This is a genomic window from Yoonia sp. R2331, assembly GCF_041103235.1.
Classification (GTDB): Bacteria; Pseudomonadota; Alphaproteobacteria; order Rhodobacterales; family Rhodobacteraceae; genus CANMYO01.
The window spans coordinates 1,757,736-1,781,648 of the sequence record NZ_JBGCUN010000001.1; the positions used below are offsets into that span (position 1 = coordinate 1,757,736).

25 protein-coding genes are annotated in these 23,913 nt (G+C 60.6%); 13 read left to right on the forward strand and 12 right to left on the reverse strand.

The window, feature by feature from the left end; genetic code table 11:
• Positions 1-2: 2 nt before the first annotated feature.
• The 5 genes from AB3Y40_RS09045 to AB3Y40_RS09065 form a co-directional block, all read right to left on the reverse strand.
• Complete coding sequence (locus tag AB3Y40_RS09045; RefSeq protein ID WP_369438462.1) at positions 3-689, reverse strand: TRAP transporter small permease; 687 nt, start codon at positions 687-689, stop codon at positions 3-5.
• 59 nt (positions 690-748) lie between these two features.
• Complete coding sequence (locus AB3Y40_RS09050; RefSeq protein ID WP_369438463.1) at positions 749-1,759, reverse strand: DctP family TRAP transporter solute-binding subunit; 1,011 nt, start codon at positions 1,757-1,759, stop codon at positions 749-751.
• 244 nt (positions 1,760-2,003) lie between these two features.
• Positions 2,004-3,239: a sigma-54-dependent transcriptional regulator gene (locus AB3Y40_RS09055; RefSeq protein ID WP_369438464.1), complete on the reverse strand. Its 1,236-nt coding sequence runs from the start codon at positions 3,237-3,239 to the stop codon at positions 2,004-2,006.
• The gene (locus tag AB3Y40_RS09060) at positions 3,236-5,014 is read right to left on the reverse strand and encodes a sensor histidine kinase (RefSeq protein WP_369438465.1); all 1,779 of its coding nucleotides are present in this window, start codon (positions 5,012-5,014) and stop codon (positions 3,236-3,238) included. The genes AB3Y40_RS09055 and AB3Y40_RS09060 overlap by 4 nt, the downstream gene beginning before the upstream one ends.
• 41 nt (positions 5,015-5,055) lie before the next feature.
• Positions 5,056-5,889: a cobalamin B12-binding domain-containing protein gene (locus AB3Y40_RS09065; protein ID WP_369438466.1), complete on the reverse strand. Its 834-nt coding sequence runs from the start codon at positions 5,887-5,889 to the stop codon at positions 5,056-5,058.
• A 202-nt stretch (positions 5,890-6,091) separates the two neighbouring features.
• On the opposite strand from AB3Y40_RS09065, the gene AB3Y40_RS09070 reads away from it, so the two are divergent.
• Positions 6,092-7,255 (forward strand): cytochrome P450, encoded by a 1,164-nt coding sequence (locus tag AB3Y40_RS09070; protein WP_369438467.1) that lies wholly within the window; start codon positions 6,092-6,094, stop codon positions 7,253-7,255.
• 222 nt (positions 7,256-7,477) lie between these two features.
• On the opposite strand, the gene AB3Y40_RS09075 is transcribed toward AB3Y40_RS09070, so the two are convergent.
• Positions 7,478-7,939 (reverse strand): Lrp/AsnC family transcriptional regulator, encoded by a 462-nt coding sequence (locus AB3Y40_RS09075; RefSeq protein WP_369438468.1) that lies wholly within the window; start codon positions 7,937-7,939, stop codon positions 7,478-7,480.
• A gap of 141 nt (positions 7,940-8,080) precedes the next feature.
• Here AB3Y40_RS09075 and cysG point away from each other — a divergent pair, with 141 nt between their 5' ends.
• From cysG to AB3Y40_RS09105, 6 genes are all read left to right on the forward strand, one after another.
• Positions 8,081-9,469 (forward strand): siroheme synthase CysG, encoded by a 1,389-nt coding sequence (cysG, locus tag AB3Y40_RS09080; RefSeq protein WP_369438469.1) that lies wholly within the window; start codon positions 8,081-8,083, stop codon positions 9,467-9,469.
• Positions 9,470-9,769, forward strand: a complete 300-nt coding sequence (locus AB3Y40_RS09085) for a DUF2849 domain-containing protein (RefSeq protein ID WP_369438470.1) — start codon at positions 9,470-9,472, stop codon at positions 9,767-9,769. It begins immediately after the preceding gene.
• 4 nt (positions 9,770-9,773) lie between these two features.
• Entirely contained in the window at positions 9,774-11,444 is a 1,671-nt protein-coding gene (locus tag AB3Y40_RS09090) for a nitrite/sulfite reductase (RefSeq protein WP_369438471.1), read from the forward strand.
• The gene (locus AB3Y40_RS09095) at positions 11,434-12,183 is read left to right on the forward strand and encodes a phosphoadenylyl-sulfate reductase (protein ID WP_369438472.1); all 750 of its coding nucleotides are present in this window, start codon (positions 11,434-11,436) and stop codon (positions 12,181-12,183) included. Before AB3Y40_RS09090 ends, AB3Y40_RS09095 begins: the two co-directional genes overlap by 11 nt.
• 4 nt (positions 12,184-12,187) lie before the next feature.
• Positions 12,188-12,598 (forward strand): DUF934 domain-containing protein, encoded by a 411-nt coding sequence (locus AB3Y40_RS09100; RefSeq protein WP_369438473.1) that lies wholly within the window; start codon positions 12,188-12,190, stop codon positions 12,596-12,598.
• A gap of 66 nt (positions 12,599-12,664) precedes the next feature.
• Positions 12,665-13,513 carry a ferredoxin--NADP reductase gene (locus AB3Y40_RS09105; RefSeq protein WP_369438474.1) on the forward strand — a complete coding sequence of 283 codons (849 nt, stop codon included), beginning with the start codon at positions 12,665-12,667 and terminating at the stop codon, positions 13,511-13,513.
• 31 nt (positions 13,514-13,544) lie between these two features.
• Here AB3Y40_RS09105 and AB3Y40_RS09110 read toward each other — a convergent pair whose 3' ends face one another.
• On the reverse strand, positions 13,545-14,303 hold the full coding sequence (locus tag AB3Y40_RS09110; protein ID WP_369438475.1) for an alpha/beta fold hydrolase: 759 nt from the start codon (positions 14,301-14,303) through the stop codon (positions 13,545-13,547).
• A gap of 90 nt (positions 14,304-14,393) precedes the next feature.
• Here AB3Y40_RS09110 and AB3Y40_RS09115 point away from each other — a divergent pair, with 90 nt between their 5' ends.
• Positions 14,394-15,137: an ArsR/SmtB family transcription factor gene (locus AB3Y40_RS09115; protein ID WP_369438476.1), complete on the forward strand. Its 744-nt coding sequence runs from the start codon at positions 14,394-14,396 to the stop codon at positions 15,135-15,137.
• A gap of 22 nt (positions 15,138-15,159) precedes the next feature.
• Positions 15,160-15,576, forward strand: a complete 417-nt coding sequence (locus AB3Y40_RS09120) for an MAPEG family protein (RefSeq protein ID WP_369438477.1) — start codon at positions 15,160-15,162, stop codon at positions 15,574-15,576.
• Between the two features lie 30 nt (positions 15,577-15,606).
• Here the strand turns inward: AB3Y40_RS09120 and AB3Y40_RS09125 are convergent, their stop codons facing one another.
• Both AB3Y40_RS09125 and AB3Y40_RS09130 read right to left on the reverse strand, forming a co-directional pair.
• Entirely contained in the window at positions 15,607-15,849 is a 243-nt protein-coding gene (locus AB3Y40_RS09125; protein WP_369438478.1) for a hypothetical protein, read from the reverse strand.
• 175 nt (positions 15,850-16,024) lie between these two features.
• Positions 16,025-17,095 (reverse strand): hypothetical protein, encoded by a 1,071-nt coding sequence (locus AB3Y40_RS09130; protein WP_369438479.1) that lies wholly within the window; start codon positions 17,093-17,095, stop codon positions 16,025-16,027.
• Between the two features lie 229 nt (positions 17,096-17,324).
• On the opposite strand from AB3Y40_RS09130, the gene infC reads away from it, so the two are divergent.
• Positions 17,325-17,840: a translation initiation factor IF-3 gene (gene infC / locus AB3Y40_RS09135; RefSeq protein ID WP_369438480.1), complete on the forward strand. Its 516-nt coding sequence runs from the start codon at positions 17,325-17,327 to the stop codon at positions 17,838-17,840.
• Between the two features lie 190 nt (positions 17,841-18,030).
• Positions 18,031-19,149, forward strand: a complete 1,119-nt coding sequence (locus AB3Y40_RS09140) for a phytanoyl-CoA dioxygenase family protein (protein ID WP_369438481.1) — start codon at positions 18,031-18,033, stop codon at positions 19,147-19,149.
• Between the two features lie 55 nt (positions 19,150-19,204).
• Here the strand turns inward: AB3Y40_RS09140 and AB3Y40_RS09145 are convergent, their stop codons facing one another.
• From AB3Y40_RS09145 to AB3Y40_RS09155, 3 genes are all read right to left on the reverse strand, one after another.
• Positions 19,205-19,990: an FAD binding domain-containing protein gene (locus AB3Y40_RS09145; protein WP_369438482.1), complete on the reverse strand. Its 786-nt coding sequence runs from the start codon at positions 19,988-19,990 to the stop codon at positions 19,205-19,207.
• A gap of 105 nt (positions 19,991-20,095) precedes the next feature.
• Positions 20,096-22,459, reverse strand: a complete 2,364-nt coding sequence (locus tag AB3Y40_RS09150; protein ID WP_369438483.1) for a xanthine dehydrogenase family protein molybdopterin-binding subunit — start codon at positions 22,457-22,459, stop codon at positions 20,096-20,098.
• Positions 22,460-22,523: 64 nt separating this feature from the next.
• Complete coding sequence (locus AB3Y40_RS09155) at positions 22,524-23,009, reverse strand: (2Fe-2S)-binding protein (RefSeq protein WP_369438484.1); 486 nt, start codon at positions 23,007-23,009, stop codon at positions 22,524-22,526.
• Between the two features lie 137 nt (positions 23,010-23,146).
• On the opposite strand from AB3Y40_RS09155, the gene AB3Y40_RS09160 reads away from it, so the two are divergent.
• Both AB3Y40_RS09160 and AB3Y40_RS09165 read left to right on the forward strand, forming a co-directional pair.
• Positions 23,147-23,494 (forward strand): ArsR/SmtB family transcription factor, encoded by a 348-nt coding sequence (locus AB3Y40_RS09160; RefSeq protein ID WP_369438485.1) that lies wholly within the window; start codon positions 23,147-23,149, stop codon positions 23,492-23,494.
• On the forward strand, positions 23,487-23,912 hold the full coding sequence (locus tag AB3Y40_RS09165) for an SRPBCC family protein (protein ID WP_369438486.1): 426 nt from the start codon (positions 23,487-23,489) through the stop codon (positions 23,910-23,912). Before AB3Y40_RS09160 ends, AB3Y40_RS09165 begins: the two co-directional genes overlap by 8 nt.
• Position 23,913: the final 1 nt, after the last annotated feature.

Below are 23,913 nucleotides of genomic sequence, written 5' to 3' on the forward strand. Positions count from 1 at the left end.
GTTCAGCCCTCCTTGTTGAGTTGTGCAGCGGCGTCTTCAACCGCGTCTTCGGCCTCGTGGCTGACGATCAGGCTTTCGCTTTCGTCCGTCCACACCCGCAAAACGGCCTGACACACCCGAAACAGGATCAGCACCGATGCAATCGGCAGGATCGTATAGGGGATCATCCGCGGCAGCTTATCATAACGGTCGCCGTAGTTGATCCAGTCCTCCAGAAACCGCAGCCATTCCAGCATCGGGATCTGATCGGTTTCAAAGAAACTGCGCCCGCGCGCATCAGTGTCAAACCCTGTCGGGAACCACGTCCCCGTGGTTGGAGGTAGCTCTGCAAAGGGCGCCCATTGGTCCCAGGCCCCTTTCACCAGCAGAACAGCATAAAAAATCGTTATCACTCCAGCAATCAGGGCCACGACCTTGCGCGGCTTTGGCGGAAGCAGGTTGGTGATCGCGTCCACGCCAAGATGGGCCGTGACCTTGAACCCATAGGAAATGCCAAACAGCACCAGCCAGGCAAAAAGCACCAGCACGACCTCAAGGCTCCAGATGATCGAGGTGTTGAAACCATAGCGCAGGATCACATTCACGAAGGTCAGCATCGTCATCAGGCCCAACAGAATGGCAATCACATTCTCTTCAAGACCATGGACCGCGCGCCCGACGGGCCCTTTGGGTGCGTATTTACTGCTCATCTGTCCCCCTCCCGACTGTTTGAAAGGGCGGCACATGGCGCGCCGCCCCTTGATCTTCTTTACAAGCTGTCGTTGATCGCTTGCGCGGCGTCGATGTTCTCCTGACCAACTTCGTCAGCGAACTTGGCCCACACCGGCTTCATCGCTTCAACCCATGCCGCGCGCTGTTCAGGTGTCAGCTCGCGGACGACACCACCGGCGTCGATGATCGCCTGACGCGCTTCTGCATTCACGCGGGTCGATTCACCGTTCCGGGTCTGTGTCACTTCATCAAGGATCGTCAGGAACTGGTCACGGGTGTCTGCGTCCAGGCTGTCCAGCCAGTCGACACTGGCCACGACCAGATAATCGATGATGCCGTGGTTGGTCTCTGTGATGCCGTCCTGCACCTCAAAGAACTTCTGGCCGTAGATGTTGGACCAGGTGTTTTCCTGACCATCAACAACGCCGGTCTGCAGCGCGCCGTAAACCTCGGCAAAGGCCATTGGCTGCGGGCTTGCACCCAGGGCTTCCATCTGCGCCACAAGCACGTCAGATGGCTGCACGCGGAACTTCAGGCCGTTGGCATCCGATGGGTCCAGCAGCGGCACGTTTGCGCTGATGTTCTTCATGCCGTTGTGCCAGAATTGCAGGCCCTGCAAACCACGGCGCTGCATCGCGTCTTTCATTGCCTGACCTGTTTCAGAGGCCTGGAAGGCATCAACCGCCTCGATGTTCTTGAACATGAATGGCAGGTCAAACAGACGGTAGGACTTGGTGATGCTTTCAAACAGAGACAGCGACGGGGCTGCCAGTTGCACGTCACCGCGCAGCATCGCCTCGATCACCTGCTCGTCGGTGTAAAGCGTCGAGTTCGGGAACACTTCCATGCACATGGTGCCGTCCATTTCGGCATTGATACGCTCCATCAACAGGCTTGCCGCGATCCCCTTGGGGTGGCGGTCGCTGTTGGTCACATGGCTGAATTTGACGACGATTTCGCCTTCATCACAGCCTTCGGCCTGTGCGACGGTGGCCGTTGCAGCAACGGCAAGGGCCGCAACTGCGGCAACGGATTTCAGAAAGTTCATGGTGTCTCCTCCCATAAAGACAAAGCGGGCATTGCCGCAGATGCAGCGATCAAACGTGACCGCGATTAGAGGAACAAGATAATTTTGACTGGTACGCCGAGACCACGAAAATTTTACATGGTTTCATCGTGTTAGAGGCTACGGCAAATGTGATATAGAAGTCCACCCCAACCCACACTGTGTGGGTTTCCGCACAGTGTTAGCGTTCACAGGGTAGCGCACAAGGTGCAGCGGCTACCCTACGTTAACCGTCTGAAAGGCGATAATCCTCGGCGCGCAGCCCGTGCTTGGCCAGCTTGTCATAAAAGGTCTTGCGCGCCAGTTTCAGCGATTTTGCGGTGTCGGTTGCGTTGCCACCGGTCGCGCGCAGCGCCTCGATCAGCAGGCTGCGTTCGACCCGCGCCAATTGTTCCGACAGCCCAAGCCCGGCCCGGTCGGCATCTTCATCCACCCCAAGTGCAAACCGCATCGCTGCGTTCATCAACGCGCGCGCATTGCCCGGCCAATCCTTGGCCATCTGCCGGTCCACATCGGCTTGCGTGATCTCGCGCACCGGCAAATTGGCCTGCTCGCAGGCCTGCGCCACGTAATGCCGGAACAGGACCGGCACGTCTTCCATCCGCTCGCGCAAGGCAGGCACGCGCACGGTCAGCAGATCAAGCCGCACCGCCAGATCGCGTGAAAACGTCCCGCTGCGCGCCAGTTTGCGCAAATCCTGCGTGCTGCCCGCGACCACCCGTGCCGCCGGGCCCGCCTCAAACGCATCCAGCAAGGCAAACTGCACTTCATCAGCCAGCGCCCAGACCTCATCAAGATAAAGCGTCCCGGCACCGGCCTGCGCCAAAGCATCCTGCAAAGCCTGCGCATTCAGCCCCGCGCTGCTGCGTTTCACGAACGGATGCCGCGCCGCCGCAGACAACAGGTGGATCACCTCGGCCACCTTGGGCGTGCCTGACCCCGGCTCGCCGGTGACCAGCACATCGGCCCCGGTCCGGGCCACTTGCCTGACACGGTCGCGCAGCCCCTTGGACAGATCAGAGATGCCGAACAACATGCGCGCCGCTGCGTCGCCGCCATCCAGCTCCAGCTTCATCCGGCGATTGTCGAGCACCATGCCACGCTGCTCTAGCGCGCGTTCGACACCTGCAATCAGTGTGGCTGGGGCACAGGGCTTTTCGAGAAACGAAAATGCCCCCGCCTCCATCGCTTGCACAGCCATCGGGATATCGCCCTGCCCGGTCAAGATGATCACCGGCAGCTCGGGATCAACCGTCAGCGCGTAGTTCAACAAATGGAACCCATCACGACCCGGCATCCGCATGTCGCTAACGATCACACCGGGAAAGGATGGTGTGATGTGATCCTTGGCGGCGACAAAGGACCCCGCCAGAACGGGGGTGCAATCGGCCAGCTCCAGCGTCTGGCCAAGGGCCTCGCGCACGGCCATGTCGTCATCAACCAGTAAGACCTGCCGGGTCATGCCGCCACCTCGGCCCGTGCGGCATCTAATGTAACGGTAAAGACTGCTCCACCTTCGGGATGATTGCGCCCGCGAATTTCGCCACCAAAGCTCTGCACTAAACCGTAAGAGATCGACAGACCCAGCCCCAATCCTTCTTTTGTGGGCATCTGTTTGGTCGAATAGAACGGTTCAAACACCTTTTCGGGGTCATTCAACCCCGGCCCGGTGTCTCTTACCGTAAGCGTCACCTTGTCCGGCCCGCCGCGCAGATCAATATAAAGCGCCGCACCCGCCGCGCCCTCCATCGCATCTATCGCATTGGCGGTCAGGTTCAGGACGACCTGCTGCAAACGTACATCTCCGCCACGGACGATCATCGCAACCTTTGGTCGGTGCCAATGCAGCGTCACGCCCGCCTCTTGCAGACGTGGGCCAATCATATCAACCACGCCTTCGACCACGCCCACCATGTCCACATCGCGCAACGTATCGCTTTCCTGACGGGCAAATGCCCGCAAATTTTTGATGATCCGCCCCATGCGCCGCGCCAAGTCACCGATCCGCGCAAGATTTTGCGCAGCCCTGTCGGGCTTATCCTTGGCCAGAAACGCCTCTGCGTTTTCGGCAAACGACCGGATCGCCATCAGAGGCTGGTTTAACTCGTGGCTGATCCCTGCCGACATCTGCCCCAACGCGCTGAGCTTGCCCGCCTCGACCAGATCAGCCTGCGCCTGCTGCAAGTCCGCCTGCGCTGCGCGCCGCTCTGCCACCTCGCTTTGCAGGCTGGCGTTCAGTGCCTCCAGCTCTGCGGTGCGGGACGTAACCCGCGCTTCCAGCCGCGCGTTGGCCTCTGCCAAGGTGCGCCGTCGCTCTGTCGCCCAGAACACAAACGCGCCAAATGCCAGTGCCAGCGCTCCTGCGACCGCGGCTTGCAGCAGGGCCAGCTGCCGTACTGGGGCCACATCAAACAGCGCCTCGCCCGTCAGGCCGATCACCGGCATTGGCCGCGTCAGATGCAAGCCCGCGTCAGGCAGATATCGCCCGCCATCCATCTGCCAGATCTCGTGTTGACCCCGCGCCAAACGTGTCGTGATTTGCGGCAAGGCGCTGACCACACCTGCGGGATATTCCGCACTTTGCCCAGCCTCACGGACATCACCGGTCCGCGACCGCAAAATCAACTCTGTCCGGTTGCTGACAAAGATCACGCCCAATTCGTCGGTGAAAAAGACCGTGGGCCTGTTGCCGCGCCACCCGGCTTCGACCGCCTCCACATCCGCGGTGACAATGACCGCACCCTGCACCGGCCCATCCACCGCAAAGACAGGGGCCGCAAACAAGAACGCGCGACGCTCATAACGGTCGCTCAGCAGGTGATAGACCCCAAGCGCCCCGTGCATCGCACGGGCAAAATAGGGGCTGCCCGCGTGGCTTTGCGCAGGCCCTGCCGATGCGGTCGCCAGCTCTTGCCCCGCGCGGTCGACCACAACGATATCCAGCGATCCGGCCTTGTCGGCCAGCTCCAACAGAAAATCGGCCTGATCCACCGTGTCACCGGCCTCTAACACCGCCCGGACATCGGGATGGGCGGCCACAACCACCGCCAGACTGCGGAACTTGTCCAATTCATTCTTCAGGCTATCGCCTGCCAACATCAGATCCGACTGTCCGGCCAGTTCAAGCTGCTCCAGCGCGCGTCCTTCCGCCCACCACCAGACCCCGGCGGACAGGCCGGCCACACTGATCAAATAGACCAGCGTCAGCACCAACCGCCTTGGAAACGCAATCAACATAGCGTGTGTCTTAGGCAATCCGCCGCGACTTGACCAGATTTTCAGCTTTTGGGCGCATCCATCCGCATGATCGCCCGCAGGGCTTCGATGGCGGTTTCGATGTCGGGAATCGCCGCATCCGCTCCGGTCAGCGCATCCACACCGTCGACCTGGTTCACGACATTGCCTGCCACCACCACCTTGGCCATCGGCTGCGTGATCCGCAGTGCCAACACCAGCCGCACCAATTGAGTGACCATGCTTTCACTATTGGCCACCAGCACAATCGCCTGAAACCGGTTCGCCTCTGTCCGCGAGACGATTGTTTCGTGATCCTCGCCCACCGACAGTTCCACATCCCAGCCTTCACGGCGGAATAGGTCCGTCGCAATCTCAATGCCCAATGTGTGCGTTTCATCCGGCACCAGAGCGAACAGCGTCGGCTTGCCCCTCAGCCCATACCATTCGGTGTCGATCACATGGCGCAACCCCCGGATGATCCGATAAAGCCGCCCACTGGCCAGTGTCACCTCCAGAAAGGATACCCGGTCCTGCTCCCACATCTCGCCCAACCGACGCGCAGCACCGGCCACAAACCCCAGATAGATCATCTCGGGCGATGCACCGTCGCGCCGCACATTCAAGATGAACCGATCCGCCGCCGTCTCGTCAAGCGACAGCAGATCGGCGCAGAGCATCTCGATCTCTTCCGCTGTTGGCTGGTCGTTCGGGGTTGCTGTGCGGGGCATGCGGAAGGCCAATCTGCGCACCACTTCGCGCGCAAGGGTTTCAACGGCACCAGATGGCAACGTCGAATGCACGCGCCGAAAATGCGCGTCCGCCGCGTCATAAGCTGAGCGGTCAAGATGTTCGTTATCGATGGGCTTACGCGCCATCTTTTATTCTCCCCGTCGGCCTGGCGATGGCCTGCACCTGCGATCTTCGGCAACCCCCTCCCTGGGGTGCTGTGATCTTTTGTTCCCGATGCTTGTATACGGTAGCACACCTTGGCGTTGTGCCATTGCGGCAGAACGTCGCGACCACTCATTGCGCGGAGATGCGCTTGCCAAGCGCGCATCACTTTGGCACTCCGGGTACATGCAGCCCCTGTCTCAATCCCCCACTGATCCGGCATTTGTCCAAGACCCCTACCCGTTTTACGACCGCGCGCGCGGGATTGGCGATGTGGTGTTCTGGACCGACTACGCCATGCCCTGCGCTGTTTCGCACCGCGCCGTCACCGCCGCCCTGCGTGATCGCCGCATGGGACGCGAGGCGCCTGCCGACCGCGCCCCGGACATCCCGCCGCACCTAGCGCCCTTCTACGCCGTCGAAGCCCATTCCATGCTGGAAAGAGAACCGCCAACCCACACCCGCCTGCGCGGTCTGGTGCTGCGCGCCTTTACCTCGCGCAAGATCGCCTCACTTGGCCCCGACATCGCGCAGCTTTGTCATGACCTGATTGACGCTTTCCCAGCGGGTCCCTTTGATTTGCTGACCGCCTACGCCCAGCCGATCCCGGTAATCATCATCGCCCGTCTGCTTGGCGTTCCAGAAGGTGACGCGGATCAATTGCTGAAATGGTCCAACGCGATGGTGGCCATGTATCAGGCCCGCCGCACGCCCCAGATTGAGGCGGACGCTGTTGTGGCAACCCAGGCCTTCACCGCCTATCTCACCCGGCATATCGCGGCCAAACGCGCAGCACCTGCTGATGATCTGCTGTCCAGCCTTATCGCCGCACGCGACGAAGGCGACAAACTCTCTGACGCAGAACTCATCACCACCGCGATCCTGCTGTTGAATGCCGGGCACGAAGCAACCGTGCACACCATTGGCAACGGCGTCAAAACCCAGCTGGAACAGGGCGTGACCACCTCGGACGCTGCCGCGGTCGAGGAAATCCTGCGTTTTGACCCACCGCTCCATATGTTCACCCGCTGGGTCTACGAGGATCTGGAGCTTTGCGGTACGCCCCTCAAACGCGGCGACCAGATTGCCTGCCTGTTGGGCGCGGCCAACCGAGACCCGGCGGCCTATCCCGACCCGCACCAATTTGATCCCGCTCGCAAGGGACCCGCCAATACCGCCTTTGGCGGCGGCATCCACTTCTGTGTCGGCGCGCCACTGGCGCGACTGGAACTGCAAACCGCCCTGACAATCCTGCACGACCGCTGCCCGCAACTGGCGCTGGCGGGACGACCGGACTACGCCGATGTCTACCATTTTCACGGGCTGCAGTCGCTGATCGTCACCCGGTGATTCCACAAAGGGTCAAGGCGGCCGAAGGCCCCCGCTTTGCGGGTCTGCCTTGAGGCTTTGGGGAATCGCCCCACCCTTGATCAGGTGACTTGAGGATCGCAATGATCCCTCAAGCACCTCATTGCAAAGGCCAATTCCATCCCCACCCACGCAACGCCGACACAGGCGTCGCGGTACAGATGTCTGAAAAAGCAATGCGCGGTAGCGCGCCTTGGTTTCACCCTAAAGCGGCAGCGCCACGGTCGATTTGATCTCTTCCATCGACAAAAGTGCCGTGACATTGAACACCCGCACTTCCGAGATCAGCGCCTGATAGAATTCATCATAGGCGCGCGCGTTTTTCACCCGGACCTTCAGGATGTAATCAATATCCCCTGCCAGCCGGTGCGCCTCTTGCACCTCCGGTCGCGCCCGCAACGCCCCCAGAAACTTTTCCTGCCAAGCAGCTTCGTGCTCTGACGTGCGGATCAACACAAAGAAACAGGCCTCGAACCCCAGTGCTTCAGCATCCAGCATGACGGTTTGCTGCCCAATGATCCCCGCCTCGCGCATTTTGCGAATGCGATTCCACACCGGCGTCTTGGAAGACCCCACTTCCTTGGCAATTTCATCCAAACTGCGGCTTGCATCCGTTTGCAATGCCGCAAGGATCTTCCGATCCACCTCATCTATCCGGACGTCCATTCTGTTTTCGCGCCTTTCACAGGAAAGCTGGCCTCTTGCAGCGCAGCATTGGAACAATCATCCTTATATGCCCGCTGATATGGGCAATTTCCAGAACAATGTTCTATATTGGTCCCAGAAATTCGCGACGAAAGAACCGATATGGATCACTTCCCCGTCTTCATGGCCGTCGCAGGCCGCCGCATTGTCCTTTCGGGCGGTGGCGATGCCGCTTTGGCCAAACTGCGCCTGATCCTCAAGACCTCTGCCAAGATCACGGTCATCGCCGCACAGGCCGCACCCGAAATTCACGCTTGGGCGGATGCAGGCAAACTCACCCTGATCCCCCGCGCGATGGAAGCCGGTGACGCGATGTGCGCCGTGCTGTTCTATGCCGCCAACGAAGACGATGCTGAAGACGCCCGCGTGGCCGCCCTCGCCCATGCGGATGGTGCACGCGTCAACATCGTCGACAACCTCGCCGACAGCCAGTTCATCACCCCGGCCATCGTTGATCGTGACCCGGTGGTCGTGGCCATCGGCACCGAAGGGGCAGCACCCGTGCTCGCGCGCAAGATCAAGGCCAACCTTGAAGAACAACTGCCTGCGTCCCTAGGCACCCTTGCCCGGATCGGCAAAACTTTCCGCCATGCGGTGGATGTGCTGCCGATGGGCGCCAAGCGCCGGGACTTCTGGTCGCGCTTCTACTTTTCCAAAGGTGCCGAGGCCTTGGCCAAGGGCGAAGATCACGTCCTCCCCGCACTGGGCGACCTGCTGGACGACGCCATCATGTCCACCGACCGCGCCGGGCACGTGCACCTTGTGGGCGCAGGCCCCGGTGACCCGGATCTCTTGACGCTCAAGGCCCGCAAGGCGCTGGATACCGCAGACGTGGTGATCCACGACCGGCTGGTCACACCCGAGATCCTCGAACTCGCCCGACGCGAGGCCACCATCATTGACGCAGGCAAAGAAGGCTTTGGCGCATCCACGCCACAAGCCGACATCGATGCGCTGATCGTCGAACACGCCAAGAACGGCGCACAGGTTGTCCGCCTCAAGGCAGGCGATCCAACCGTCTTTGGCCGTCTGGATGAAGAAATTGACGCGCTCACCGCCGCAGGCATCGCCTATACCATCGTGCCGGGCATCACCGCCGCCTCCGCGGCCGTCGCCAACATCGGGCAAAGCCTGACCAAACGCGGCCGCAATTCTGCTGTCCGCCTGATCACTGGTCACGACACCAAGGGCTATACTGATCACGACTGGCGCACGCTGGCCGAACCGGGCCAGGTTGCCGCGATCTACATGGGCAAGCGCGCGGCGCGGTTCATTCAGGGCCGTCTGCTGATGCATGGCGCGGACATCGCCACACCGGTCACCATCATCGAAAACGTCAGCCGCACCAACCAGCGCATCATCGCCACGACCTTGGGCGCGCTGGAACCGACCATGACCAACGCCAATCTGACCGGCCCCGCAATCACCTTCCTTGGCCTTGCCCCGCGCGACGCCCTTGCCATCGACCTGCACCAACAGGAGGCCATCTAGATGCCCCGCCAATTCACACCCAAAGTTGTCACCGCCAATGCCCTGCTGGAGGGTGACGCCGTTTGGTTCACCGAAGACGACACTTGGACCCGCGACATGTCCCAAGCCGAGCTGTTAACCGATGAGGCCCACGCCGAACTCCGCTTGCTCGAAGCCTCTGCGCGTCAGGACGAAATCGCGGGCCCCTATCTGGCCGACGCCAAACCAACAGACACTGGCCCCGCGCCGACGCATTTTCGCGAAACCTTCCGCACGCGCGGACCCTCCAATTACCCCCACGGCAAACAGGCAGAGGTCTGAACCGATGTATCACTACAATGACTTTGACGCCGCCTTCGTCGCAGAACGGAACCGTCAGTTCCGCGCCCAAGTGGAACGCCGTATCGACGGCTCTCTGACCGAAGATGAATTCAAGCCGCTACGCCTGATGAACGGCCTCTATCTGCAATTGCACGCCTATATGCTGCGCGTGGCCATCCCCTATGGCACGCTCAATTCTGCCCAGATGGATCAACTCGCCTTCATCGCTGACAAGTTCGACAAGGGCTATGGTCACTTCACCACACGCCAGAACATCCAGTACAACTGGCCGAAGCTGAATGAGGTGCCGGACATTCTGGACGCGCTGGCGCAGGTCGAAATGCATGCGCTGCAAACCTCTGGCAACACCATCCGCAACGTGACCGCTGACCACTTTGCCGGGGCCGCTGCCGACGAAATCGCCGACCCACGCCCGGTGGCGGAACTGCTGCGCCAATGGTCCACCGACCACCCCGAATTCCAGTTCCTGCCGCGCAAATTCAAAATCGCCGTGACAGGCTCTCCCAACGACCGCGCCGTCACACGGGCGCATGACATCGGGTTGCGTATGGTCCGCAATGAGGCGGGCGAACCCGGCTTCGAGGTTATCGTCGGCGGTGGCCTTGGCCGCACCCCGATGGTCGGCAAAGTGATCCGCGATTTCCTGCCCGTCGCGGATCTGCTGGCTTACGTGGAGGCCATCGTCAGCGTCTACAACCTGCTGGGCCGCCGCGACAACAAGTACAAGGCGCGGATCAAGATCACCGTGCATGAAAACGGGCTTGAGACCATTCGCGATAAGGTTGAGGCACGTTTCGAACAAATCCGACCCGGTTTCACCGGGTTTGATCAAGGTCTGCTTGCACAAATCGAACAAACCTTCGCCTTGCCCACCTTCAAGTCCACCAGCACCGACGGCTATGAGGCCGCACGTCTGGCGAACCCTGCCTTCCGTTCATGGACGGATACCAACCTGACCGCGCACAAAAACGACGCCTACACCATCGTCTCGGTCTCGATCAAAAAGCACGGGCAAACACCTGGTGATGCGACCTCAGATCAGATGCGCGCGCTTGCCCAGATTGCCCGCACGTATGCCCATGATGAGCTGCGCATCAGTCATGAGCAAAACGTAATCCTGCCGCATGTTCACAAGTCGGACTTGCCTGCGATCTACGCGGCCCTGCGCGATGCCGATCTGGCGACTGCGAACATCGGGCTTGTCTCTGACATCATCGCCTGCCCCGGCATGGACTACTGCGCGCTTGCCACCGCGCGCTCGATCCCTGTCGCGCAAGAGATTGCGACGCGCATTGATGAACTCAAGGTGGAACACGACGTCGGCCCGCTCAAGATCAAGATCTCGGGCTGCATCAATGCCTGCGGGCATCACCACGTGGGTCACATCGGTATCCTCGGCCTCGACCGTGCAGGCGTCGAAAACTACCAGATTACGCTCGGCGGCGACGGCACAGAGGACACCCATATCGGTGAACGTGCAGGCCCCGGTTTTGCCTATGATGAAATCGTGCCCGCAATCGAACGTTTGGTTCTGGGCTACCTTGACTTACGCTGCAGCGCAGAAGAAACTTTCATCCAGACATTCCGCCGTCTCGGTGCCGACCCATTCAAAGCCATTCTTTACCCCGCCAAAGAGGCCCAAAATGCCGCTTAAAGAGCTCGCCGACCGCCGCAATCTGCTGCATCGCAAATCCGACCCACAGACCGTGCTCAAGCACGCGTTGGATGATCTGGAGATTGGCAAAATTGCCGTCGTCTCCAGCTTTGGCGCCGAAAGCGTTGTGCTCTTGCACATGGTCTCTCAGATCAACAAGGACACCCCGGTGATCTTTCTGGACACCGAAATGCTCTTTGACGAAACCCTGCAATATCAACGCGATGTGGCCGAAACGCTGGGCCTCACAGATATCCGCGTGATCCGCCCCGACCGGACAGAGGTATTCACCCGCGACAACGAAAACCTGCTGCATCTGCATGACCCCGACGCCTGCTGCCACCTGCGCAAGACAGAGCCGCTGGAAAAGGCGCTGGCCGGTTTCGGCGGCTGGATCACCGGGCGCAAACGCTATCAATCCGGCACCCGTTCCGCCCTGCCGCTCTTTGAAAAAGAGGCACGCAAGATCAAGGTGAACCCACTTGCAAGCTGGACGCCCGAAGACCTGAACGCCTATATCACCCGGCACAACCTTCCGCGCCATCCGCTGGTGGCCCAAGGTTATCCCTCCATCGGCTGCCAACCCTGCACCAGCCGCGTGTCTCTGCACGAAGACCCCCGTGCAGGCCGCTGGCGTGACAGCGCCAAAGAAGAATGCGGCATCCACTTTGAAAACGGCAAACTGGTCCGCACCCCGGCCAATACCGCCGACACCCCGCGCGAACGCGCCGAAGGATAAGACAATGAGTGTGATTGTAACTGACGCAGGTTTTGCCGGTGATGATTGGACCGGCGGTTTTGTGGCGCTGGATGATTGCCCGGCCAATGACACGCCCATCGGGGTTGATCTGGCTTCTGACGCAGATCCAGCAAAGCTCGCCTGTATGACTGGTGCCGCAATGATCCGAATTGATTTTCCCAGCTTCGCAGACGGCCGTGGCTTTACCCTTGCCGCCATGCTGCGCCGTGCCGGGTTCACGGGCCGTCTGCGCGCGCGCGGCCACGTGATCGCCGACCAATACGCAATGGCCCGCCGTGCCGGGTTTGACGAGGTCGAGATCGACACTGCCCTCGCCCAACGCCAGCCTGAACCGCAATGGCTGGCCCGCGCAAACTGGCAAGACAACAACTATCAGGCGCGGATGCGCGGCTGACCCCTTTCCCTGACCCAGATCAAAGACTAGACCGGAGGGCGGCCCTATGTGGCTGCCAATTAACACATGACAGAGCAGACCCCCGTGAACGAACTTGCCGCAAAACCAGTGCCGACCCTGCCCGATGCCCAAACGGTGACAGAAGTGCAGCACTATACCGACCGTCTGTTCCGCTTCCGCGTGACACGGCCAGCCAGCCTGCGGTTCCGCTCGGGCGAATTTGTGATGATCGGCCTGATGGGCGACCCGCACCCGGAAACCGGCAAACAGAAACCCCTGCTGCGCGCCTATTCCATCGCGTCCCCCTCCTGGGACGAAGAGCTGGAGTTCTACTCGATCAAGGTGCCAGACGGTCCGCTGACCTCCAAGCTGCAGCACATCAAGGAAGGCGACGAGATTATCTTGCGCCCCAAACCTGTCGGCACGCTTGTGCATGACGCCCTGCTGCCCGGCAAACGGATCTACTTCTTCGCAACCGGCACAGGCTTTGCGCCGTTCGCCTCATTGCTGCGCGAGCCGGAGACTTATGAGAATTATGAGGAGGTCATCGTCACCCATACCGTCCGTGATGTGGCCGAACTGACCTATGGCCGCGAGCTTATCGAAAACCTCAAGCAAGACGAAATGATGCAAGAGCTGCTGGGAGAAGAGAACCTGGACAAGATTCGCTACTATCCCACAACCACGCGCGAGCAGAGCCCAAAGATGGGCCGGATCACCACGCTGATCGAAAACGGCGAGCTCTTTGCAGACCTTGGCATCCCGCCACTTGATCCGGCCACTGACCGTGCCATGGTTTGTGGGTCTTTGGCCTTCAACCTCGACATCAAGAAAATCCTTGAAGACGCAGGGCTGAACGAAGGGGCCAATTCGGAACCCGGTGAATTCGTGATCGAAAAGGCCTTTGTCGGCTGATCAAAGCCGGGCGGTTTGCCCCCCTGTTCGATCAACCACGCGCGGCCAATACCTCTTCCACCGCTGATGTGATCAGCGCCAGACAGGATTCATCGGAAAACCGGTGATCCGCGCCATCAACAAGCGTCAGGCGCATGTCGGGGCCTCCGGCATGCTCCAACAGCCGCAGCGCCACAGACATCTCGACATCTGCGTCCGCCGTGCCTTGCAAAAAGCGCGTCGGAAACGGCAGCGGCAACGGGTCACGCAGCACCAATCGGGTGCGGCCTTCTTCGATCAGGCGTTTGGTGATGATATAGGGCTCGCCATAGTCGGAAGGCAGCGCCACCTGCCCCACCGTCGCCAATTCCGCGCGTTCTGCGGCGTCAAACCCTGCCCACATGCTGTCTTCGGTGAAATCGGGGGCGGCTGCAATGGTGACCAGGCCCGCCACCCGTTCCGGCATCGCGCGGGCCAGCAGCAGCGATATCCAGCCACCCATCGACGAGCCCACGAGCACCACCTGCCCTGCGAGCAGGCCAAGGGCCGCCTGCGCGTCCTCAAACCAGTCTCCAATCGCACCATCGGTAAACGCTTCAGAACTTTCGCCGTGACCTGAATAGTCAAACCGCAGAAAGGCACGTCCCGAATCGCGCGCCCATTGTTCCAGATGCACGGCCTTGGTGCCGCCCATATCGGACTTGAATCCGCCCAGAAAAACGACCGCCGGACCCGTGCCGTCGGTCAAATGATAGGCAATCCGACGTCCTTGCGGCGTCACGAACATCGGGGTTTCAGCGTTATTTTCCATAAGGATAGCCCATCACAGGCCGCCCCTGATCGCAAGTCCTTACAAGTTACCCTATTGTCACGTGATTATTAAGTAACCTATAAGGCTCACATGGACCTGATCTTCAAAGCCCTCAGCGACCCCACGCGCCGCGCTCTTCTGGACGCTTTGCGCCAGCGGGACGGCCAATCGCTTTCGGATCTTGAGGCGAGCCTGGAGATGAGCCGCTTTGGTGTCATGAAGCACCTGCGGCTGCTTGAGGATTCGGGCCTGATCGTCACCCGCAAGGTGGGACGTTTCAAATACCACTATCTCAACCCGCTTCCGCTTCAGGAGGTTATGGACCGTTGGGCCGCGCCCTTCTTTCAAAGACAGGCCCGCGCGCTTACCGAATTGAAAGCCAAGCTCGAAAAGGACACCGCGATGGCCAAACCCGATTTCATGATGCAAACCTTTATCCGCTGCACGCAAGACGCGCTTTGGGCGGCCCTGACAGAGGCGGACCAGATGGCCGCATATCACTTTGCCTGCAACACCGTTCAGGGCAATCCCGGCGTCGATCAGGCGACGGCCTTCATCCTGCCCAACGGCGACGCGATGCTGCGTCAGGTCACCACCGCAATGGACCCAAAGACCCGCATCGCGATGACATTCGAACCTGTGTTCATGGGCCCCGACGCACCTTCCAGCCACATGGTCTATCTGATCGAGCCGCAGGGCGAGCAATGCAAACTGACCATTGAACACCATGATCTGGCCCCCGGTCAGGAAGGCTTTGCCGAAGGCTGGGCACGTCTGGCGGCATCACTCAAATCCTATCTTGAAACCGGAACCGGCCTGAAAGCCGCGATGTAACAAAGCGTAAGGAGTTTACCCGATGGACTTTCCAACCGAACTTGGCGTGCTGACATGCCTGACCCTTTTTGCCGCAACCATGTGGGTTCCCTATGTCGTAGGCGTGGCCCGCCTGCCCGAAACCACAGGCCCCGCTGATGGCTTTTCCCGGCCCGCTGATCTGAACCAACTGCCTGCATGGATTCACCGCGCGCACCGGGCGCATCTGAACCTGCTGGAACAATTCCTGCCATTTGCGGTGCTGGTGCTGATCGTGGACCGGATGGACGGCTTTACAGCCCTGACCTATTGGACGGCGATTGCCTTCTTCTGGATCCGCATTATCCACGCCGTCGGCATGGTCTCGGGTGTCGCGCTGTTCCCGACACGTTCGATCATCTTCAATCTGGGGTGGGTCTGTGTGTTGATCATGGGCTACGCGGTCTTCGCAGCCGCCTGATCACCTGCGCAAGGTGGGCTGATGGCCCACCTACCCGCCGACGTAAACCTTTGCCTTGGGGCGGTAAAAGACCTTTTGGTTGTGCAGCCGCCCCAATAGCTCTTCTCCGGTCCGCATGTCCGCATCAATCAAGGTGATGGATGGCAGATCAGCCGGGTTCTCATCCGACAACGCCCGCCGCATAGAGCACAACTCTCGCCCGCGTGCGCGCAGCGCCTCTTCGATCAGGTCGATGTCTTCCAGCGTCAGCTCAAAAGTGCGGTTGTACGGCATTTTGGTCCCCTTGCTTGGCAGCGTTTCCATCATGAAGGTATGTCGTATTTAAACGCCCGGATGTCGCAGTCAACGTATATCTGGGTATACTTCGGTGCGCCGCCGGGCATCACCGGCCACGAAAAAGGGCCGCGTCATTGCTGACGCGGCCCTGATCTTTGGTCTGGCAGGTGGCTTACTGACCCAGCGCCTCTTTCAGGCGGGTCAGGGTTGCTTCCAGCAAATCGGGGTTATCCTTGGCCGCGTTCACAGCTGCACCCAGTGCCGTCTTCTGAACAGCCGACAGATCGGAACCGTCGATCATCTCCAGCACCTTGTCCGCTTCAAAGCCGTCCATGGTCAGCAGGGTCTCTGCCATGCTGGCTTCGCCTTCGGCCATCGCTTCGTCGGTGGCGGCATCGGCCGCTTCTTCGGTTGCAGCCGCTGCATCATCGGTGGCCTCTGCGGCGTCATCAACAGCCTCGGTTGCTTCGTCCGTCGCACCTTCAACAGCTTCTGCAGCCTCGTCAGCCATTTCTTCCGTGGCCTCTGCCGCATCGTCAGCCATCTCTTCGGTGGCCTCTGCTGCATCATCAGCCATCTCTTCAGTGGCCGCTGCGGCATCATCCGCCATTTCTTCGGTGGCCGTAGCCGCGTCATCAGCCATCTCTTCGGTGGCTTCAGCAGCACCTTCGACCGCCTCTGTTGCACCTTCAACAGCCTCTTCTGTCGCTTCAACAGCGCCCTCAGCGGTGTCTGTCACGGCATCCGCGGCATCGCTGGCAGCATCAGTCGCAGCTTCAACCGCACCTTCGGCTGTGTCGGTCACAGCTTCCACAGCACCTTCGGCAGCATCAGCTGCGGCATCTGCCGCACCTTCGGCGGCCTCAACGGCACCCTCAACAGCGCCTTCCACAGCTTCGGCGGCGTCATCGGCCATGTCCGCTGCGGCGTCTGCCGCACCTTCGGCGGCCTCAACAGCACCCTCAACCGCACCTTCCACAGCTTCAGCGGCGTCATCGGCCATCTCTGCTGCGGCGTCTGCTGCGCCTTCTGCGGCCTCGGTGGTGGCTTCAACCGCACCTTCGGCGGCATCGGTGACCGCATCTGCGGCCTCGCCTGCGGCATCCGCGGCACTGTCAGCCATGTCAGCGGCACCACCTGTCAGGACTGATACGGCCTCTGCCGGGCCACGCCCGTTGGCGGCATATTGGTAGCCAAAAAAGCCAAGAACGGCGACGACGATAATAATCAATAGCGCTCTCATGGGATGTTCCCTCCAAGTCTGAAAACGTGATGGCCCGCAATCGGGCCTTGTCCGCCATATGTCAGAGCCTTTTAGCAATGAAAAGGGGCTCTTATCACCTTGCGTTCCCCCTAATCGGCGATTTATTGCGGGTTGAAGCCGGTGCGCGGCAAGGATACGTTATGCAACACAGAATTCAAACCATTGAAGGAAAAGTACCATAGGACGCAGACCTCATAACGCACCACCGGTGCGTGATACCGGCCCCCGTGTAAACGACCGCATCCGGGGCAGCGAAATCCGCCTGATCGGGGCGGATGGCGAAAACGTGGGCGTTGTGACGCCCGAACGTGCGCTGATGATGGCCGAAGACGCCGGCCTTGATCTGGTGGAAATCTCGCCCAACGCAAAGCCGCCTGTCTGCAAGATCATGGACTATGGCAAGTTCAAATACGAAACCCAAAAGAAAGAAGCCGAGGCACGCAAAAAGCAAAAGATCATTGAAATCAAAGAGGTAAAGTTCCGCCCCAACACGGACAACCACGATTACGATGTGAAGATGCGCAATGTCTTCAAGTTTCTTGAAAACGGCGACAAGGTCAAAGTCACCCTGCGTTTCCGTGGTCGAGAAATGGCACACCAGGAACTGGGCCGCCAACTGCTCGAACGTGTGGCAGAAGATACCAAGGAAACCGGCAAGGTCGAAAACTTTCCCAAGATGGAAGGCCGCCAGATGGTCATGCTGATCGGCCCGCTGGCCAAGTAACGCGGCACACAAGTTGATCACCAAAAGGCAGGCCACCGGGCCTGCCTTTTGCTTTTCAGCGCATGTACTAGGGCAGCGTCCGTGCGCCGCGCCAATTGACCACCCGGCAATATCGCGATTGAAATGACGGTGTTCCTGCGCAGAAGCGGTGTTGACCCTCCGTCAGGCGCATTGTTGCAAAGGATGATCCATGACCGGGTTCTATCACCCCGACGCCGTCGATCTGGCCGACCTCGCCGCGATCTGCGCCCGCACCGCCACGCTTGACGCCTTGCCCTTCGCGGCAGAGGTGCGCCACAACGTACCAATCTACGATGTGGCCAACCTTGACCTGACCGATCCAGCGCTTTTGTCGGCTTGGGGCAACGTGCTCTTGACGGGACCGGGGGCCATTGTCCTGCGCGGCGCTTATGCCGATACCAGCGCCATCGACGCGGCCACCACGATCTACTCTGACATCATCGCGGCCGAAAAGGCCGCCGGCGGGTCAGAGGCTGACCACTTTGCCGCCGGCACCAATGACCGGGTCTGGAATGCGGCGCAAAAGCTGTGCCTTGCCGACCCTGCGGTCTTTGCCGCTTACTTTGGCAACCCGGCGATTGCTGCGGCCTGCACCGCATGGCTTGGCCCACACTATCAGATGACCGCACAGGTCAATTTGGTCTATCCCGGCGGGGCCGCACAATCGGCGCACCGCGACTATCACCTTGGTTTTCAAACGGCTCAGGATTGCGCCCGCTACCCTGCCCATGTGCATGATCTGACCGCCGCTCTGACGCTGCAAGGGGCCATCGCCCATTGCGACATGCCGGTCGAAAGCGGCCCAACACAGCTTTTGCCGTTTTCACAAACCTATGGCCCTGGCTACACCGCCTTCCGCCGCGCCGACGTCCGCGCTTTCTTTGAAGACAACGCCATCCAACTCCCCCTCGCCAAGGGCGATGCGCTGTTTTTCAACCCGGCCCTGCTGCATGCCGCCGGGGCAAACACCACCGCTAACATCAATCGCATGGCGAACCTCTTGCAGGTCTCTTCGGCATTTGGTCGCGTGATGGAGGCGCTGGATCGCGCTGCCATGTGCCGCGCCCTTTATCCGGTGCTTCTGGATCAACCCGGTGATCATTCTGCGGCCATTGCCGCCTGCGCGGAAGGCTACAGCTTTCCCACCAACCTTGACCGCGACCCGCCCATCGGCGGGCTGGCCCCCGAAACCCAGGCCGTTTTGATGCACCGCGCCCTGTCCGCGCGTATGACACCAGAGGATTTCGCGGCAGCCCTCGCCACACAGGCAGCACGACAGGTGCCATAGAAAAGGGGCGGCGCCACATGGCCCGCCCCCCGCTTGTTTCTTTTTGGACCTCGCATCAGCCCGCCGCTGTCACCGCCCGCCCCGTCATCACCTTGACCAGATGCGCGCGGTACTCTGGTGTGCCATGCAAATCGCCGATCATGCCATCCGCAGGCACGCTTAACCCCGCCAGCGCGCTGGCACTGAAATCCGCACTCAATGCCGCCTCTGCCTCGGTCCAACGGAACACGCCGCCCTCTGACGCACCGGTCACGGCCACGCGCACGCCATCTGCAAACTGCGCCACAAAGGCCCCCACCAGCGCAAAGCGCGAGGCGGGCTGCACGAACTTCTGATAGTTCGCCTTCTGCGCCACCGGAAACTTCACCTCGGTGATGATCTCGCCTTCGTCCAATGCGGTGCTGAACATCCCGTCAAAGAAATCGTCCGCTGCAATCTCGCGCGCATTGGTAACCACCGTGGCCCCGCTGCCCAGCACCGCCGCCGGATAACAGGCCGCCGGATCATTGTTGGCCAATGACCCCCCAATCGTGCCGCGATTGCGTACAGCTGGATCGCCAATATGCCCCGCCATCGCCGCTACCGCAGGATATGCCCCGCCGCCGGTCGCGACAGCGGCATGGGTCGTCGCCCCACCAATGCACAGTCGCCCATCATCATCGGTGCAAATCCCCTGCATCTCGGCAATGCCGGTCAGGCTGACCAGCTTGTCAGGGCTCGCCAACCTTTGCTTCAGCGTCGGGATAAGCGTCTGCCCACCCCCTAACGCCTGCGCCTCTCCGCCCAGGGCCGCCGCCGCATCGGCAATCGTCGTGGGCCGTTCTATCTCAAATGCATACATCGTCTTGTCCTTTGCTGAGGCCAAAGCGCAGGTCCCCTGCTTCTTCTGGCCAAAATAATCCCACGGGGGTCTGGGGGTGTGAAACCCCCAGCCCGACCCATCCGCCTATTGCATCGCCGCCCAGACGCGCGCGGGCGTCAGTGGCATATCCACGTGATCGACGTCCTTGCCACCCGATTGCAACGCATCCACCACCGCATTCACAACCGTCGCCGGTGATCCGATGGCCCCGGCCTCGCCGCAGCCCTTCACCCCAAGCGGGTTATGTGCACACGGCGTGACACAGGAATTGTCGATCTCCACAAACGGCAAATCAGCAGCCCGCGGCATGGTATAGTCCATGTAGGACCCGGTCAGCAGCTGCCCGTCCGCATCATAGACCGCCCCTTCCAGCAAGGCCTGTCCAACACCTTGGCCAACGCCACCCTGAATTTGACCCTCGACAATGATCGGGTTCATCACATTGCCGACGTCATCCACGGCGATGAAACGCTCAATACTGACCTGCCCGGTCTCGGGGTCCACCTCAACCTCGCAGCCATAAGCGCCTGCGGGATAGGTGAAATTGGCCGGATCGTAGAACGCCGTCTCTTCCAGCCCCGGTTCAATATCCTCTATCGGGAACTCATGGGGGATATAGGCCTTCAGCGCCACCTCGCCAAAGCCGACCGACTTGTCGGTGCCTTTGACGGTGAACGCCCCGTCAGCAAACTCCATATCGCCTTCCGCGGCCTCAAGCATATGCGCCGCGATCTTGCTGGCCTTGGCGATGATCTTCTCTGTGGCCCGCACCATGGCAGAACCACATACCGCCAGCGATCTTGACCCATAGGTCCCCATCCCGAACGGGATCTTGCTGGTGTCACCGTGCACGATGTCAATGGTCGCCGGATCAATCCCCAGCATCTCGCCCACGATCTGCGGGAACACGGTTTCATGCCCCTGCCCGTGGCTGTGGGCACCCACCATGACCGACAAGTTGCCCGTGGCATTCACCCGCACTGTGGCCGCATCATAAAGCCCTACCCGGGACCCCAAGACACCCACAAGGTTCGATGGTGCGATGCCGCAAGCCTCGACATAGGTGTTGATCCCAAGCCCGCGCCACTTGCCCTTGGCCTCGCTTGCAGCGCGCCTCTGGGCAAATCCGTCGCGGTCGAGCTTTTCTTCCAGCTTGTCCATCAGCGCGTGATAATTGCCGCTGTCGTACTCAAGCCCCGCCGCCCCTGCATAGGGAAACTGCTCTGGCTTGATAAAGTTTTTGCGGCGGATCTCCATCGGATCAATCCCCAACTCGCGCGCCGTCTTGTCGATGACACGTTCGATGGAATAGGTCGCCTCTGGCCGCCCGGCCCCGCGATAGGCATCAACGGGGGCGGTGTTGGTGAACACCGCTTTGACGTTGGCATAGATCACCGGCACCGTGTAATTGCCCGCCATCAACGTGCCATGCAGGAACGTTGGCGTCGCGGTCGAGAAATTCGACAGATAGGCCCCGACATTCGCCATCGTCTCGGTGCGGAAGGCAAGGAATGTGCCGTCTTTCTCGCAGGCCAGCTCAATCTTAGTGACATGATCCCGCCCATGCGCATCGGTCAGAAAACTCTCTGTCCGATCCGCTGTCCAGCGCACCGGGCGGCCGACCTTCTTGGCCGCCGCCAACACCAATGCCTCTTCACCGTAATGATAGATCTTCGAACCGAAACCGCCGCCCACATCCGGGGCAACGACCGTCAACTTGTTCTCGGGAATGCCCAGCACAAAGGCGCTGATTAACAGCCGTGTCAGGTGCGGGTTCTGGCTTGTGGTGTGCAGGGTGTAACTGTCCCCCGCCGCGTCATATTCGGCCATCGAGGACCGCGGCTCCATCGCGTTCGGCACCAGCCGGTTGTTCACCAACTCCAGCGTCGTGACGTGCGGGGCGTTCTTGATCGCCTCATCAGCGGCTGCGCGGTTGTCCTCGATCCAGCCCCAGTCAAAGCACTGATTGGTTGCGATCTCGTCATGCACGAAATTGTCACCGGCAAGTGCTGCGGCCATGTCGATCACGGCGGGTAATTCTTCGATGTCGGCCTCAATCGCCTCGACCGCGTCGCGCGCCTGCTGGGCCGTCTCTGCGATGACAGCGGCATAGGCGTCGCCAACATGGCGGACTTTGCCGTGGGCCAGAACCGGACGCTTGGGCTCTTTCATCGGCTCCCCGTCGCGGCTGTTGATCAGCCAGCCAGCGGGGTTGCCACCAACCTCGACAAAGTCGTCGCCGGTGAAAATGGCCAGCACACCGGGCATGGCGGCAGCCGCCGCAGTATCAATCGACTTGATCACCCCATTGGCGACCTGGCTGCGGGCAAAAATCGCCGTTGCCTCACCGAATTTTTGAATGTCGTCGGTATAAGTTCCCTTTCCGGTCAAAAACCGGACGTCTTCGCGGCGCGTCGTTGCGGCACCAATTCCACCATCTTTAGGCATATGTATTCCTCCCTCGCGGGACCGCGATTATTCGTCGAATAATCGATCCCGGCATCAAACGTCCTTATTCAGCAGCAATCGCAGAGACATCCTGACCACTTGCGGCCATGATCGCCTTGACGATGTTGTGATACCCCGTGCAGCGGCAGATATTGCCTTCCAGGTAATCGCGCACCTCTTGCTCGGTTGGCTTTGGATTGTCCTTCAGCAAGGCCGCCGCCGACATCACCATGCCCGGCGTGCAAAATCCGCACTGCAACCCGTGGTGATCCTGAAACGCCTGTTGGATCACGTTCAGCGACCCGTCCGCATTGGCCTGCCCCTCGATGGTGGCAACTTCTGCCCCGTCCGCTTCTGCGGCAAACATCGTGCAGGCTTTGACCGCCAGACCGTTCACATGCACCACGCAGGCCCCACACTGGCTGGTATCACAGCCCACATGCGTGCCTGTCAGGCGCAAATCACTCCGCAGAAAATCGACCAGCAACGTGCGGCCTTCCACTTCTCCGGTCACGGCTTTGCCGTTCACGGTCATACTGACGTGCGTCATTCTATCCTCCCAGATGTCTGTTTGGATTGGAGTTAACCACGCCCTTTCGGACTTGAGAACCTCCCTTCTCCGCCGCAGCGCAACATCATTCACCCAAAGGGTTGACTGATGGGTTAAACTGGTATTAATTCCACCACATGGTTGAACGATCCACAGATCCCCAATTGTCCGAGGTGCTCAAGGCCGCCTCTGATCCGACCCGCCGGGCGATCCTGACCTTGCTCGCGCAGGAAGGCCCGCTGCGGGTCGGTGAAATCCATGCGCGGTTCGAGATCTCGCTCAACGCCGTCTCCAAACACATCAAGGTGCTCGAAAGCGCGGGCCTTGTCGCCCGCCGCACCGAATGGCGCGAACACCTGATCGAGGTGCAGATGGGCCCGCTGCGGGTCATCGACGACTGGTTCGCCAGTCTGCGCTCGATCTGGGATCTGCGCCTCGAAGCCCTCGACAAACTCATCACCCAAGGAGCTGCCAAAGATGACTGACCTTTCTCTAACCTGCACCCGCCACATCCAGGCCCCGCCGCAAGTGGTGTTCGACGCCTGGCTCGACCCCACCATGATGGCGCAGTTCATGTCGCCTCGCCCCGACATGCACGTCCGCGAGGCGACATCCGACGCCAAGGTTGGCGGTCGCTTCTTTGTGATGATGGTTGCCGACCGCGACCTGCCTCATGCCGGTGAATACATTGAAATCACACCGCATTCCCGCCTGATCTTCACGTGGGAGGCACCGTGGTCCGCCCCCGGCACCCAGGTGACGATCGACTTTTCACCCACCACGGAGGGCACCGATGTGACCCTCACCCAGATCCGCTTTGCGGATGAAGCCGCCCGCGACAGCCACGCAGAGGGCTGGACCGGCATCCTTTCCAAACTCGCTGCCCTGACAGAAGGAACCTGAC